Below are 15,543 nucleotides of genomic sequence, written 5' to 3' on the forward strand. Positions count from 1 at the left end.
AGGTTGATCGACAGTTGGAAATCAAAATTGATAAGGTTAAGTGATTTATTTTCTTGACACTCCTGATCTGATTTGGTACTTCAATGCGCACGTCAATACGGCATGATCGGCCCCGTCGCCAAGTGGTAAGGCAGAGGTCTGCAACACCTTTATCCCCAGTTCGAATCTGGGCGGGGCCTCCAAAAATCCAGAGCGCCAGTCAATAACGGCTGGCGCTCTTTTTTTTCAATTGTGCATATGGAACTGCTTTCGCCGGAAGTCATCACACTGATCTTCTTGTTCGGAGCCTTCGCAGGTTTTCTTGCCGGGCTACTCGGCATCGGCGGCGGAGTGATTCTGGTTCCGTTATTTCTCTGGCTTTTCCCTTTAGTTAACTTTCCTGCATCGATTGTCGTCCACATGGCGTTCGGCACCAGCCTCGCGATTATAATTCCAACCGCATTCAGCAGCACGCTCGGGCATCGGAAACGGGGCAACGTCGATTGGCAAATCGTTGGCTCTTTGGCTATTGGTGGTTCCTTGGGTGCCTTGATCGGCTCAACCGCTGCTGCATATATCCCTGGGCAGCATCTAAAACTTGTCTTCGGTATTTTGCAGATCGTGGTTGCTCTTAAATTGATATTTTTTCATCCGTATCTGCCGCCGGAAAGAACTGACCCTGTTCCATGGCACCAATCCTTTTGGGTCGGAGTGGCTGGGGGTATGTTTTCTGCCTTTTTCGGCGTCGGCGGCGGGGTTGTTGCGGTGCCGATAATGTTGATCATCATGCAGCTGCCGATCCATTTAGCGGTTGGCAACTCGAGCGCCCTGATCGTTGTGTCTTCTTTTGCCGGTACAATCGGTTATGTCCTGCATGGTCTGCAGCAACCGGAAACAGCGCCAATGTCACTCGGATATGTTAATGTTTTAGTAGCAACTGTCGTTGCCCCGGTGTCGATGGTTTTTGCTCGTCTCGGGGTAAAGTTCGCCACTCGAACCAGCCAGAAGAACCTGATCAAGTATTTTGCTGTATTGTTGGTATTGATCGGGCTAAGGATACTGTTTAGCGGATAAAGGAGGCGCCATGATTCGTCAACCTGCCGTAGCCGGAAGTTTTTACCAGGCGGACCCCATCCGTTTGAAGCATGATCTGGACCAGTTGCTCTCTAGTAAGATTCCACCCCAAAAAGTTAAGGCACTCATCGTTCCGCATGCCGGATATATTTATTCCGGTGCTGTTGCAGGGGAATTATTTGCCGGCACGCAAATACCGCAGACCGTGGTACTGCTGGGTCCGAATCACCATGGCGCCGGCCATGATATCGCTGTGACTGGCGCTGACGGTTGGGAGATGCCTTTCGGCACCGTGCCGATTGCTGCAGATTTGCGTGATAAACTTTGTGCGGCGGTGCAAGGGCTGGTGATTGATGACCGTGCTCATCAGTTGGAACATTCTTTGGAAGTGATGTTGCCATTTCTGCAATGCAGACAACCTCATTTAAGCATTGTGCCAATTTCATTGCGTTCGCTGCGTTATGAGGATGCTGCCCAGCTCGGAAAATCCATTGCTGCCGTTTTGCAACGACAGAAGCAAGAGGTTCTGTTGCTGGCAAGCAGTGACATGAATCACTTTCTCGATGCGGACACGACTCAAAAACTCGATTCGCTGGCGATAAATGAAATGACAGGCTACGATCCTGAAGGCCTTTATAAAACCGTCATGGAAAACCGTATCAGCATGTGCGGTGTGCTGCCAGCCGTGGTGGTTATGCACGCGGCAAAAGACCTGGGAGCAGCTTCCTGTCGGTTGGTAAGATATGCTCATTCGGGGATGGTGAATGGCGACAACAACCGGGTAGTCGGTTACGCAGGCCTGATGATTGATTGACGGTTAAATTACTTGATTTGATTGGAATAAAAGCTGTATAAAAGGCCGCTGTTGCGGTCTTTTATTGTTTAAAATAAGGAGATATAAATGTCCGATCTGCGTGTTCGTTTTGCCCCTAGCCCGACCGGTTATCTGCATATCGGTGGCGCGCGTACCGCCCTGTTCAACTACCTGCTGGCAAAAAAACAAGGGGGCACATATGTGCTGAGAATCGAAGATACCGACGTTGCTCGTTCCACTCAGGAATCAGTTGATGCGATCCTTGATGCGATGGAATGGTTGGGGCTTTCGTGTGACGAAGGACCTTTCTATCAGTCGGAACGTTTTGACCTCTATAAACAGAAAGTCGAACAGCTGCTGCAGGAAGGCAAAGCCTACCGTTGCTATTGCACTCAGGAAGAACTGGACGCCAAACGGGAAGCGGCGATGAAGGAAGGGCGCAAGCCGAAGTACGATGGCACCTGTCGCAACCGTAGCGATCAGCCGGATATGCCAAACGTCATCCGTTTTAAACTTCCTGAGGACAAAGAAGAGACCACTTTCGTTGATAAAATCAAAGGGGCGATCACTGTCCGTCATGAAGAGTTGGACGACCTGGTCATCGCTCGCACTGATGGTACCCCGACCTACAACTTGGTGGTGGTTATTGACGATGCCGAAATGGGTATCAACCTTGTTATCCGCGGTGACGACCATGTCAACAATACCCCGCGCCAGATCCTGCTCTATGAAGCCCTTGGCTACCCGGTGCCGGAATTTGCTCACGTACCGATGATCCTCGGTTCCGATAAGAAGCGTCTTTCCAAACGTCACGGAGCGACCTCGGTGATGGCGTATCAGGAGATGGGCTATCTACCAGAAGCGATGGTCAACTACCTGGTGCGGCTCGGTTGGTCGTTCGGCGATGAAGAGATCTTCAGCATGGATGATTTGATTGAGAAGTTCAGCATTGAAAACGTCGGTCGTTCTGCCGGTGTCTTTAATCCGGAGAAATTACTCTGGCTGAACAGTCATTACATCAAAACAGGTGATGCCGTGCGCTTGGCCGAGCTGTTGAAACCGTTTCTCGCCAGCAAGGGGATTTCAACCGAGGATGGCCCGAATCTTGTCGCTGCAGTGAAGAGTCTGCAGGAGCGGGCTTCGACGCTGATCGAAATGGCTGAAGGTGCAGCCTTCTATTTTGTCGATTCGGTGAGCTATGAAGAGAAAGCACAGAGTAAGTTTTTAAGGCCGGAACAGAAGCCGGTTTTTGAAACCCTACTAGCAGAGTTGGAGAAGTGTCCTGAGTTCATCGAAGATCAGCTTGAATCAGCTTTCGCCAAGATTATGGAAGTAACAGAGTTAAAGTTTGGAAAGATTGCTCAGCCGCTGCGGGTGGCCCTGACTGGCGGTACTGCAAGTCCAAGCATTTATGAAGTTTTGCAGGTGCTGGGGAAGGACAGGTCGTTGTCTCGGATCAAACAAGCCATTGATTCTCTCTAAATTTGGAATCAGTCCTTAGGCATAAAGAAAAGACCGGCGTCAACGACCGGTCTTTTCTTTATGCGTTGATTTGGCTTTTTATCCAGTCGTCAATTCGCCGAGCGACATCTTCTGGCATGTCGATAAATTTTAGGCCCATGCCTGGTTCAAACGGCAAATGTTTGCCCAATGGACGTCTCCAAACCACTTCACAACGGCAGCGGAGTGTCTCGCTCGTCGGAAATGGTAGAGGAATTTCCAGATCAAGCTGCACTCCTGGATCGATCGGGTTGGTTGTCGCAATAAACAAACCGCTGCGACTGAGGTTTTTGCTGTAACCGAAAAAAACCGGTCTATCTGATTCAACCTGAATTTTCTGAATGATCAGAGGGGCCCGCAGATTCTGGCGATGATCTGCTTGAGAGGTTTCTTTATCATTTATTGCAGAATTCATTCCTTCCCCCTATTTAATTAGCATATATCATCTCATAGTATTTCATCGTTATATCTATTGCAAACCTTAAATAAAAAGCACTTTTTAAATATTCTCGACCGGATTCGAGATTTTATTGACATTTGCTTGGTGACTGCTAAACTCGACCCGATTCGAGTTTATGGAGGTTATTATGGCGGGTCTAAGAGAACAGAAAAAAGCGGAAACGCGAAAAGCGATAATTACAGCAGCAATACAACTTTTTTCGGAAAAAGGATTCGACAAAACCAGTATCGAAGATATTGCCCGAGTCGCTGGGATTGGCAAGGCAACGGTTTATACTTATTTTTCAGCAAAGAGCGATATCTTCATGTATTACTGCGACGATGAACTTGAAGAGGCTTTTTCAAATTTAAAAAAAACACGGCACGAAAATGTTAGCCTGCTCGATCAGTTGATCGAGTTTTTTTTGCTGAAGTTTAATTTTGTTACACACAACCATGAGTTCGGCAGGCAGTTATTACAGGAGATGGTTTTCCCTAGAGAAGTGAATGAAAAAGCAAAAGAGCATAATCAGCGCTATTTTGATTTTTTAGAGGAACTTTTTTTAGCTGCTCAACAAAGAGGGGTGTTGGCCGATAATCAGGATCTCTTTCTTCTCTCGGTTCACTTTTATTCACTTTATCTTGGGGTGCTAGCGGGTTGGTACGGCGGTTACGCTGAAACCACTGAGGAAATAGAATCTGCCATGCGTACGCTTTTTTCTCAGGTATTGGAAGGGGTCGCACGATGAGAAGATTATTGATGGCCTGGTTTTTGGCAATGTTGCTGGCTTTACCCTGTCACGCTGCCGAACAGATGCCAACCAGCGTCAGAGAACTGATCATCATTGGTTTGGAAAAGAATATCGGTTTCCAGATAGAGAAATTGAACATTCCAATTGCTTCGACTGTCGTTGAGTCGAACGTAGCAAGGTTTGATCCCGAGTTATTTGCGTTCGCCGGATATTCTGAAATGACCACCCCAATCGCTTCGACGCTTAGCTTGCTGGAAAGTAGTGAAAGTAATGCCTTAAGTGCCCAGGCAGGGTTACGGAAAAAGTTTAAATCTGGCTTATTGGCTGAACTGGCAATAAACACTGACTGGCTGGAGAACAACGACACAACCAATGCGCTTGATCCTAGTTATCGTAGCGGCCTGGAAATCAACCTAACGCAACCCTTATTCCGTGATTTTGGTGAAAAGACCAACACCAGTACGTTAAGGATTGCGCGGAATCAACGCAATCAGGCCGATCTACAACATCAACTGCAGGCACAAACATTGGCACTGCAAATTGAGTTGTTGGCCACGCAGTATGCAGGCCAGAAGGAAATTGTTGATTTGCGAACGGAAGCGGTAGCTCTTGCCGAAGAGCTATATACCGCGAACAAGCGTCGGTTTGATACCGGAGTCATCCCGGTTTCCGAAGTTCAGGAGGCGGAAACCGCCTTGGCGAATCGGGAATTGAACCTTTCTTTGGCTTTACAGTCGAAAGAACTGAACTTCGAAAATTTGAATCGGTTGCTGAATCATTCTTTAACTCAGCGGTTAGGTGAGCAGCAGTTATATTCATTTGCCACAGATCAGGTGGCAGCGGATTTACCCGAATTCGGACAGTTGTTTAACGCTGCACAGGATAAAAATCTTAACCTGCAGTTGGCTGCTATCGACACACTGAATGCGGAAATCCAACAGGACTTTTATCAGAATCAACTGAAACCCCAGCTGGATTTGAACCTTCAGGCCGGCTTGAACGGTTTGTCGGGCGATGAGCGTGATCCCTCAACACCGACACGGTATGCAGGAGCTTGGGGGGATTCTCTTTCCGGTGCTGCAGAAGCGGATGGATACTATTGGAGCGCTGGGATGCAGTTTTCAGTTCCTCTCGGAAATCGCCTGGCGAAAGCCAATCTTCAGCAGGCGAATTTGCTGCACAGGCAGTCCACCTACCAACAACAAGATTTGAAGACGGAACTACGGAGCCAGCTTCAGCAGCAGGTAACAAACCTGCAACGGGCGGTAGAGCAGGTCAAGATTGCTGCACGCTTTGAAAAACTTGCCAAGCTGTCTTTACATCAGGAGCAACGGCGTCAACAGGAAGGCCTCTCAGATACCTTCCGGGTTATTTCCTTTCAGGATAATATGATCAACGCCGAAATCGGCCGGATCAATGCCTTAGTTCAATACTATGCTTCTCTGGCTCAGTTGAACTTTACTCGTGGCATTAATCTGGAACAGTACAATATAGTACTTTCTCAGCAAGTAGAGGAGAATTCTCGTGAGATCATGTAGTTACCGGACAGTTTTGACGTCTTTGGGATTTCTCTTCCTTTTTCTGTTAGCAGGCTGTGAAAATAACGATGGTCCTGAAGCAAATGCAACGATTGAGCGACCGGAAAAGGTGGTGCCGGTTTCCTACGAGATTGTCAAAGCGAGCGACCTTCTGGAAACCTTCACCCTGCCGGCAGGATTGGAGGCATGGGAGGATTTGGTTATTTCCGCTGAGATTGCTGGTCCGGTCAACAGAATAAACTTCGAAGAGGGTCAGCGGGTAAAAAAAGGGGAGGTAATGCTCGAGATCGATGCGGAACGGGTGAAAAGCAACCTCGCTCGTGATGAAGAGAATTACGCTGTAAATAAACGAAAGCTGGAACGTTACCGGGAATTGTCCGCCGAAGGCCTGGTCAGTGATCAGGAACTGGATGAACTAGACAATCTGGTCACAGCTGCCGACATGACGCTTAAAGCCACCCGCATACAGCTGGACAAGTGCTATCCGAAAGCACCGATAAGCGGCATCGTCGATCTGCACTACGTTGATCGAGGCGAATATGTCGATTCCGGTAAGCCGCTGCTGCGACTGGTTCAGATCGATAAGTTGAAGGCGATTGCCGATATCCCGGAAAAAGATGTTTTGTATTTAAAAGTCGGCCAAGCGGTAGACATTATCACTGCCACGATTAACGACCGAGAGCCTTCCTCTCTCAAAGGGACTATTGAACATATTGCCTATTCTGCAAATGAAATGACACGTACTTATCGTGCGAAAATTGTGATCGACAACTCGGCAGGCACCCTTCGGCCCGGAATGATCGTACGCGCTCGCTTTGTCCGGCAGCAATTACAGCAGGTGATTTCCGTACCTTTGTATGCGGTACTCGATCGCGAAGGCAAGAAATCTGTTTTTGTCGTGGAAAACGGTGTGGCGAAACAGCTTAATGTTGAGATAGGCAGCTCAGTCGATCAACGGGTTGTGATCAAGTCAGGGCTGCAGGCTGGGCAGAGATTAATCGTCAAAGGGCAGCAATTGTTGATCGACGGTGCCAAGATTGCTCCCGAGGAGTTGTAGCCGATGCTGATTTCCAATGTTTCCATCGATCGGCGCAGTACCGTGTTCGCGCTGATGTTGATCATCGTGGTGGTCGGCATTTACAGCTACATAGTTTTGCCGCGTGAGTCGACGCCGGACATCACTATCCCCTATGTGTTGGTTGTGACGCCATACGAAGGTGTGTCGTCCAGTGACATTGAAAGTTTGATCACCCATCCGATCGAACGTAAGCTGAAAGGGCTGAAAAGCGTCGAAGAAATCCGCTCGGTCAGTGCCGAAGGCTCGTCGATGATTACCATCGAGTTTACCCCGGATGTCGATATCGATAATGCCCTGCAGTGGGTTCGCGACAAGGTCGATCAGGCCAAAGGGGATCTGCCGACCGACTTGGAGAACGATCCGTCGATCCTCGAAATTAACATGTCGGAATTCCCGATCCTGATGGTTGCGGTATCCGGACCGGTTGACGAAACCATTTTAAAAGCAGTGGGCGAGGAACTTGAAGACCGGATCGAACAGATCCCAGGTGTGCTCGATGTGGTCATCACCGGCGGTCGCGAGCGCGAAATTAGGGTTGAATTCGACCCGGATCGTTTGTTCGCCTACCGCATATCCCTGACCGAGGTAATTCAGGCTATTCGTAAGGAAAACGTCAATATCCCGGGCGGCAGTATCGATATTGGCCAAGGAAAATATCTTCTGCGGATTCCAGGGGAGTTCACCGACCCGGCTGAAATTGACCACTTGGTCCTGACTGAACGGGATGGCCGGGTTATTTATTTCAAAGACGTGGCTAGAATCATCGACACCTTTGAAGATCGAACCAGTCGAGCACGTTTGGATGGAAAGCAGAGTGTATCACTGGCGATTAAAAAGCGTACTGGCGCCAATATCATTGAGGTTGCCGACCGGGTGTTCGCGCTTTTGAAAATCGCTGACACGCAAACGCCGCCGGGCATCGATTTGTCAATCACGCTTAACCAGTCGAAAGACATCCGGCGGATGGTGTCGGAGTTGGAGAATAATATTATTACCGGACTGATTCTGGTGGTGACTGTATTGTTCCTTTTTCTCGGCTTCCGCAATTCGATCTTTGCCGCACTGGCCATTCCTTTTTCGATGTTGCTCTCTTTTGCTGTGCTGCAGTTGCTCGGCATCACCCTCAACATGGTTGTGCTGTTCAGTCTGATTTTGGCACTGGGGATGTTGGTCGACAACGCGATTGTCATCGTCGAAAACATCTATCGCCATATGCAGGAGGGGAAAGCTGCTATCGAATCAGCAAAAATCGCAGCCGCCGAAGTCGGTTGGCCGATTATCAGCTCAACCTTAACCACTCTGTGCGCCTTTTTCCCGATGACATTCTGGCCCGGGATTATGGGCGAATTCATGAAATATCTGCCGATCACCCTGATCATCACCCTGTCAGCGTCGCTGTTTGTCGCCCTGGTCATTAACCCGACCCTTTGTGGGCATTTCATGTCGCTTGGCAAAAAGGCCGATCTCACCGAACGGGAGCCGGCAAAGATCATCCGGTTTTATGGCAGTTCGCTCGCCTGGGCATTACAGCATCGTCTTCTGGTAGTGTTGGGCTCTTTCCTCCTCTTGATCGGCATAATCGGTGCTTACGCTGTTCTCGGCCATGGTGTTGAACTATTTCCAGATATTGAACCGAACCGGGCGTTTGTTGAGATCAAGGCCCCAGAGGGAACCAATCTGGATACCAGTAACGCGATGGCGCAAAAGGTCGAAGAATACGCACTGAAGGAACCGGATGCCCGATATGTGGTTACTGAAGTCGGTGTGTCCGGCAATGACCAGGGGGGTGGTGAAAGCGTTCAGTCGAACTTGAGCAAAATAACCATCGATTTTCTTGAACGTGAAAAACGGGCGGAAGATTCCCGGGATGTGCTCGATCACTTACGGAATCTGGTCGCACCCATGTCTGGAGCAGAGTTCAAGGTTGAAAAACAGAAGGAAGGGCCGCCAACCGGGCCACCGGTCAGCGTGGAGATCAGCGGAGAAAAAATCGATACTCTTGACCAACTTGTGGCAAAAGCACGCGACTTGATTAAGGACACTCAGGGGTTGGTCGATTTAAAGGATGATTTCGCTAAGGCGAAGCCTGAAATCCGCATCGATGTCGATCGGGAAAAGGCCAGCCTGCTGAATTTGTCTACTGCCGAAATCTCTGAGATGGTGAAGGCGGCCATCAGCGGAACTAAATTGGGCGTTTACCGTGATGGAGAGGATGAGTACGACATCATTGCGCGGATGCCAGAAGATCGTCGTACTTCTGTTGCCGATATTGAAAATCTTCTGGTTCCTGCCCCGGACGGTTCACCTGTGCCGTTGTCGACGATCGCCGATATCCGCTTGAGTGCCGGTTTCGGCTCGATCCGTCATATCGATCAGAAGCGGGTGGTGACCATTTCTGCCGACACATTCGGCCGAAACAGCAATGAGGTTTTGCTGGAGGTGCAGGACCGCCTGAAGGGGTTGGAGCTACCGTCTGGTTATCAGGTCAATTATTCCGGTGAGCAGGAGGAACAACAGAAGGCTGCCGCGTTTCTTTCTAAAGCCTTTGTCAGCGCCATCTTGCTGATCATGCTAGTGTTGATCACTCAGTTCAACTCGGTTCTACAGACCCTGATCGTCATGACCTCGATTGTTTTGTCGCTGACCGGGGTCTTTCTCGGTCTTATGATTACGGTAACCCCTTTCGGGATTATCATGACCGGAATCGGTGTCATTTCTCTAGCGGGGGTGGTGGTTAATAACGCCATAGTGTTGATCGATTACATCAATCAATTACTGAAAGAGGGGATGGAATTAAATGCTGCCCTGATCCGTGCCGGCACTGTTCGTTTCCGTCCTGTCCTGTTAACGGCAGTGACGACGATTTTGGGACTTTTGCCAATGGCAATTGGGGTCAGCTATGACTTTAAGACCCTGACCTGGGAGATCGGCGGAGAATCAGCTGATTGGTGGGGACCGATGGCTGTGGCGGTCATTTTCGGCCTCGCTTTTGCGACCCTGCTGACCCTGGTGGTCGTCCCGGTTCTTTATTCTTTGGCGGAGTCGGCGCGGGCAAAATTTTGGCGACCAAAAGTGCACAACTCTTAATTGACAAGGGCTGGGGCTTGAGGTAGAAGATGTCTGCAAAATCACTATTTGATTATGGGGCGATTCAGTAGGTTGTGAAGCTTCCTGGTTAACTTGCCACGTTCCCATCAACCCCAAATATATGAAAGGCTAACTGGTATGTTCGAGAATGTACAAACCGCACCGGCTGATCCGATTCTCGGTCTGACCGAGTTGTTCAAGGCTGATCCGAATCCGGACAAGATCAACCTTTCTGTCGGCGTATATCAAGATGCGCAAGGAAAGACCCCGGTACTTGAAACGGTTAAAGAAGCGGAAAAACGTATTCTGGAGCAAGAAAATTCCAAAGGTTACCTGCCGATGACCGGTGAGCCTGTTTACTGTGCCCGAGTTCAGGAGCTGTTATTTGGCGAAGGGCACGAAATTATCGGCAGTAAGCGTGCGGCAACCGCTCAGTGTCCTGGTGGGACCGGTGCGCTTCGGGTTGCGGGTGACTACTTGGCGAACCAGCACCCTGGAGCCAGCCTTTGGCTGAGCAACCCGACCTGGGCGAACCACAATACGATTTTCCAGGCCGCAGGCGTTAACTGCAAGCAGTATGCTTATCGTGATCCGGCTTCCAATGGTCTCGATTTCGACGCGATGTGCGAATCAATCAAGACCATTCCACGTGGTGATGTAATTCTGCTGCACGGTTGTTGCCACAACCCGACCGGTATCGATCCCACACCGGAACAGTGGTCCCAGATCGGTGATCTGCTTGCCGAACAAGGGGTTGTTCCGCTTGTCGATTTCGCCTATCAAGGTCTTGGGGTTGGCATTGAAGAGGATCGTGCCGGACTGCTGGAGTTGACCAAGAAGGTCAAGCAGATGTTTGTCTGCTCGAGTTTCTCGAAAAATTTCGGCCTCTATCGAGAAAGAACCGGTGCGCTGACTATTGTTGCCGACAATGCCGAACAAGCTGGTGTCGTGATGAGCCAAGTCAAGCTGCGGATCCGCTACAACTATTCAAATCCACCGTCGCACGGTGGACAGATCGTCGCTACCGTTCTAAGCGATAAGTCCCTGCGGACGAAGTGGCTGGAAGAAGTTGCTGAGATTCGTAACCGGATCAACGATATGCGCCACCTGTTTGTAAATACATTGAAGGACAAGGGGGTGACCCAGGACTTTTCCTCGATTATCGAACAGCGGGGCATGTTCAGCTTCTCAGGGCTGACCAAGGAGCAAGTTGATCGACTGCGGGAAGAATTTTCCATTTACATTGTTGGATCAGGTCGGATCAATGTTGCCGGCATGACCCCTGACAACATGGATCGCCTCTGCGAAGCGATTAAAGCTGTCCTCTAGCTCTTTGCTGCATTCTGAATCGATTGGGCCTGCCATGGATTTCATGGCAGGCCTTTTTCGTAACTATACAGAACCAATGAATAAAAGCTGCAAATCTTGCTTGGAAAAGTTTTTTTCTTGACGATGCAATTGATCTCTGTTAGAAATTCGGCTTCGTTTCGTTGGGGCATCGCCAAGCGGTAAGGCACCGGATTTTGATTCCGGCATTCCCAGGTTCGAATCCTGGTGCCCCAGCCACTAAAATTACAGGCTGGTTCCTGTTTTCAAAGATAAAGCTATCCTGAGGGGTAGCATCAAAAAGGATGGAGCTTCTGCTTCATCCTTTTTGTTTTTTCGAGCTGCAAATATCAACAAAACATTCACCATCAGTTGCTTTCAATAGCGGTTTTCCGTTAGATTCTCTACTTCAATAATGAAACAGATGTGTTTAAGGATATGCCGATGAAAAATGTTGAACAACCGCTCGACCCGACGGAATACAGTTTTTGGCTGCCACCGGATGGGATGACTCTGACAACCGGACCCGACAATGAAGAAATTGTGGTTCCACAAATTCTGCTACCGGTTCACAACAATGCCTTGAAAAAATCTCCACAGCCAAGTGAAAAAATGATCGGTGAGGGGATTTACGATTATCTTCGTCGTTTTCCAGACTGCCCGAAAGCAGATAAATATGCTCAAATTCTCAAAACAGCATATTCTTTTTATTTTGCGGATATCGGCTCGCAAATCATCATGCTTGAGGCGAAGGAAGTTGATCCACCATACATCCGGCGAAAAATTAATCTGATGAAAATTTTGGCGCTGGTCGAACCGGAGAACTTTGGCCTGCTACAAAGAATCGGCATCGCTTATTTTGAACTGTCAATGATTTATTCAGAACTGATAAATGTCCGCAGGGAAATGGCCGCAGCTCGACAATGGCTGGAGAAAGCCCGCCGTCTGCAACCGGACGAAATCGGCAACCTCAATTATTTGGCACAGATCTGCTATTTCACAGGTGCTTATCCGCAGGCCAAGCTTTATTGGCGAATTATTGCCGACAAGTTGGAGGAAGGCGAATCGAAGAGTGAATTGCTAAAACGGATCGAGCGGATTGAAACAGAGCAAATGCCTGAACAACCCCTGATTGAAAAGCTGGAAGCGATCGGGGCTGCTATGGAACATTATCATATTGAGGAGTATGCCGAAGCTTGTATTATAATGGAACGGTTGGAAGAGGAGGGGACTCTGCTATGCGAATTGCCGAATCCGGAATTTTTCTACTTCCTCGGTTTGTGCCGTGAGAAAACCGAGGAACTGGCTGCCGCATTTGAGTCGTACAACAAAGTCTTGGAGTTGGCTCCGCAGCATGAAGCGGCTCGTGAGGCACTTGATCGTTTGCTGGATGCGAATGAGAGGGTAAAATGAGAGTTGAGATCTTTGCAGATGTTCTGTTGATTCTGCTGGTCAGTAGCGTAATTTTCATTATTTTGAGCTTAGTCAATCGAAGCAAAAGAAATGTGACCAAAACAACCTCCGAGTCGGCAGGAGCGCCTGCTGATGACAACCAGCGAAACTAGGATGTTTTTCGAACCTAATTGAATTTATTAATATTTCTAACCACTCCGCTGATGTGTATGGATAATTGCCCAGAAATGCTGGCCGGCTGAATGGGAAACTTTTGGTTTTTACAGTTATGATTGGATAAAGCATATTTCATTCGGGAGGGGAAATGGAAAGTTTTAAACACCGCCTTAACAATCTTTTCGAAAATCATGGTGAGTTGATAAAACTCCGCCAGCTGATTGAAGAGCAGAAAAGGAATGCTTGGCTGGTAGGAGGTTGTTTACGTGACCTTTTGCTGTGCCGACCGATTTTTGATGTTGACGTTGCTGTTGAAGGTGACCCTACGGAACTTGCTCAACAATGGGCACAACTGTGCAGTGGGCGTTGGTTTTGGTTGGACAGAGATCGTCTGCAGAGCAGGGTGCTGCTGCCGAATCAACTGACGGTGGACTTTACACCGTTACGGGCCAGCACGATTCGCGGAGATCAATGCCTGCGCGACTTTACCATCAATTCTTTTGCCTTGCCCTTTAATGGCGAGCTTGCCTGTCAGACAATTCTTGATCCTCTTCATGGTCTACAAGATCTCGAACAATGCACCTTGAAGTTCTGCTCATCACGAAGCATCGCTGATGATCCTCTGCGGATGCTTAAAGGTGTCCGGCATGCCGTCTCGCTGCAGATGAATTTAAGCGATGAAGCAATTCAACAAATACAAGATGAAGCGTCCGCTATCCAAGCTGTTGCCGGAGAGCGGATACATGACGAACTTGGACGGATTCTGCAGTCCGAAACTCCAGTTCTCGGGCTGGAAAAATTACATAAATGCGGTTTGTTGTATGAGTTGTTTGGTAAGCCAAGTGCAAGCTGGAACGCTGACCATTCGTTTCATGAACTAAGGGAATTTAATTCGCGGATCGTTGATTATTCAGAGGAGGAGAGTGACGAACCGACCCTTGGCAATAGCTTCAGTACGAGAGCTTTATTTATGTTGGCGACTTTTATCCGCCATTATCAGCCGGATAACTTGCCTGCCTTGCTTCATGAAAAGTTACGCTTAAGCAGGCCGCATCAGCGGATCGTGCAATGTCTGCAGCAGGCACCAGATAAGCAATGGTTTAAACTTGTTGAACAGGTGGAAACTCCTCGGCAAAAAGCATTGCTCGTTGAGCTGCTCGGTCACTTTCCAGCAGAACAGATGATTTATTGGTCAATCAGTCTCCAGATATTGCAGAAAGGAAAGGTCCACGACTTACTCGAGGCCTACCACCAGAATCAATGCCTTGGCAAGGTTCCGGATCTGTTGGATGGCCATCAAATTGAAGATATTTTGCAGCAATTTGGCAAAGAGATTGGCCAATGGCAGAAGCGAATCAAACAGGAAGAACTTTCTGGTGGAATCCACTCCCCAGAGGACGCCATTATTTGGTTGAAAAGCAAAATATCTGATTGACAAAAACAAAGACCACTCTCTATACTTCGCGACGCATGCGGGAATAACTCAGTTGGTAGAGTATCAGCTTCCCAAGCTGAGAGTCGCGGGTTCGAATCCCGTTTCCCGCTCCAGTTTTAAGTGCCGGTGAAGATTGACCTTTTCGTTCAACGATAGGTTCTTTTTCACCGGTACTTTCACTTAAGCGCACCATTTCTCGTCTTGATAGCGCGAACCTCCGTAGTATTCCAAATAATCTTTTCCTACACAAGTGAGGATTCCCCCCTTATCCTTGTTCAGCCCTTTTTGGCCTTTCGCGTAAACCTCAAAAATCATTTTCTTATCATTGTGTCCCATGAGACCTTTTCTTCAGAAGAGTATTTCTTGCGGGTTTTTCTGCGGATTTCTCGAACGACCGATTCGGTTGAGTTCTTCTTGCTCATGACACACTCCTTTGAGTAATAAGTTTACCTCGGAGTGTCTCTTAGTTTTTAGCTCAATTCTGTCTCACATGCTCTGACGGCTAACAGTCGAATTTAGTCTCTCTAGACCAACCATTAAAGACATGTTAAATATGATACTAAAATACCATGTACTTTCTTGAATAGTGTTTTTTTCCTGCTAGCTTTAATGGGCCAATAAAATTTTGGTAACGAAATAGCCTGTTAATGGATATAGGCCTTCTTTTCCAAGAGCATCAGTTATTGTTACTAAAAAAACATAATGGCGTATTGAATATTGCCTTAGACAGACCGGGTGAAGCTTGATGGCTTCAAGTGGAATATGGGCCATAGCCGTATTGGCCCATCTCTTCATAGTAAAGGGAGGATTCATGAACCAAAGAACGAAACATTTGGGATTTTTGGTTTTGGCGGTTGCTATTTTATGGACAACGAGTCTTCAAAGCCAGGTGTTGGCTTCCGAAGCGGGGCAGTTTGGCACAAGTGGAGGGGTAGCCCATTACGACAATGACG

At 48.4% G+C, this 15,543-nt stretch carries 11 protein-coding genes and 3 tRNA genes; 13 read left to right on the forward strand and 1 reads right to left on the reverse strand.

Annotated elements, in window-relative coordinates:
- Nucleotides 1-108 precede the first annotated feature (108 nt).
- From Q7J88_RS07860 to gltX, 4 genes are all read left to right on the forward strand, one after another.
- A tRNA-Cys gene (locus Q7J88_RS07860) sits at nucleotides 109-182 on the forward strand.
- Nucleotides 183-237: 55 nt separating this feature from the next.
- Nucleotides 238-1,053, forward strand: coding sequence for a sulfite exporter TauE/SafE family protein (locus Q7J88_RS07865; RefSeq protein WP_303721622.1), 816 nt, complete (start codon nucleotides 238-240; stop codon nucleotides 1,051-1,053).
- A gap of 10 nt (nucleotides 1,054-1,063) precedes the next feature.
- A complete protein-coding gene (gene amrB, locus Q7J88_RS07870) occupies nucleotides 1,064-1,867 on the forward strand; it encodes an AmmeMemoRadiSam system protein B (protein WP_303721623.1) in 804 nt (267 codons plus the stop codon).
- A gap of 87 nt (nucleotides 1,868-1,954) precedes the next feature.
- Complete coding sequence (gene gltX / locus Q7J88_RS07875; protein ID WP_303721624.1) at nucleotides 1,955-3,349, forward strand: glutamate--tRNA ligase; 1,395 nt, start codon at nucleotides 1,955-1,957, stop codon at nucleotides 3,347-3,349.
- Between the two features lie 58 nt (nucleotides 3,350-3,407).
- Here gltX and Q7J88_RS07880 read toward each other — a convergent pair whose 3' ends face one another.
- A complete protein-coding gene (locus tag Q7J88_RS07880; RefSeq protein WP_303721625.1) occupies nucleotides 3,408-3,782 on the reverse strand; it encodes a PilZ domain-containing protein in 375 nt (124 codons plus the stop codon).
- A gap of 172 nt (nucleotides 3,783-3,954) precedes the next feature.
- Between Q7J88_RS07880 and Q7J88_RS07885 the strand changes: the two genes are divergently transcribed.
- The 9 genes from Q7J88_RS07885 (at nucleotide 3,955) to Q7J88_RS07925 (ending at nucleotide 14,703) form a co-directional block, all read left to right on the forward strand.
- On the forward strand, nucleotides 3,955-4,554 hold the full coding sequence (locus Q7J88_RS07885; RefSeq protein ID WP_303721626.1) for a TetR/AcrR family transcriptional regulator: 600 nt from the start codon (nucleotides 3,955-3,957) through the stop codon (nucleotides 4,552-4,554).
- Between the two features lie 101 nt (nucleotides 4,555-4,655).
- Nucleotides 4,656-6,095, forward strand: coding sequence for a TolC family protein (locus Q7J88_RS07890; RefSeq protein WP_303721627.1), 1,440 nt, complete (start codon nucleotides 4,656-4,658; stop codon nucleotides 6,093-6,095).
- A complete protein-coding gene (locus tag Q7J88_RS07895) occupies nucleotides 6,082-7,152 on the forward strand; it encodes an efflux RND transporter periplasmic adaptor subunit (RefSeq protein WP_303721628.1) in 1,071 nt (356 codons plus the stop codon). The genes Q7J88_RS07890 and Q7J88_RS07895 overlap by 14 nt, the downstream gene beginning before the upstream one ends.
- Before the next feature lie 3 nt (nucleotides 7,153-7,155).
- Nucleotides 7,156-10,260 carry an efflux RND transporter permease subunit gene (locus Q7J88_RS07900; RefSeq protein ID WP_303721629.1) on the forward strand — a complete coding sequence of 1,035 codons (3,105 nt, stop codon included), beginning with the start codon at nucleotides 7,156-7,158 and terminating at the stop codon, nucleotides 10,258-10,260.
- A gap of 138 nt (nucleotides 10,261-10,398) precedes the next feature.
- Nucleotides 10,399-11,589 (forward strand): amino acid aminotransferase, encoded by a 1,191-nt coding sequence (locus tag Q7J88_RS07905; RefSeq protein ID WP_303721630.1) that lies wholly within the window; start codon nucleotides 10,399-10,401, stop codon nucleotides 11,587-11,589.
- A gap of 162 nt (nucleotides 11,590-11,751) precedes the next feature.
- A tRNA-Gln gene (locus Q7J88_RS07910) sits at nucleotides 11,752-11,826 on the forward strand.
- A gap of 204 nt (nucleotides 11,827-12,030) precedes the next feature.
- Nucleotides 12,031-12,999: a hypothetical protein gene (locus tag Q7J88_RS07915; RefSeq protein ID WP_303721631.1), complete on the forward strand. Its 969-nt coding sequence runs from the start codon at nucleotides 12,031-12,033 to the stop codon at nucleotides 12,997-12,999.
- Between the two features lie 304 nt (nucleotides 13,000-13,303).
- Complete coding sequence (locus tag Q7J88_RS07920; protein WP_303721632.1) at nucleotides 13,304-14,590, forward strand: hypothetical protein; 1,287 nt, start codon at nucleotides 13,304-13,306, stop codon at nucleotides 14,588-14,590.
- 37 nt (nucleotides 14,591-14,627) lie between these two features.
- A tRNA-Gly gene (locus Q7J88_RS07925) sits at nucleotides 14,628-14,703 on the forward strand.
- The last annotated feature ends 840 nt before the right edge of the window (nucleotides 14,704-15,543 follow it).

Origin of the sequence: Malonomonas rubra (assembly GCF_003247215.1) — a bacterium.
Taxonomy (GTDB): Bacteria; Desulfobacterota; Desulfuromonadia; order Desulfuromonadales; family Geopsychrobacteraceae; genus Malonomonas; species Malonomonas rubra_A.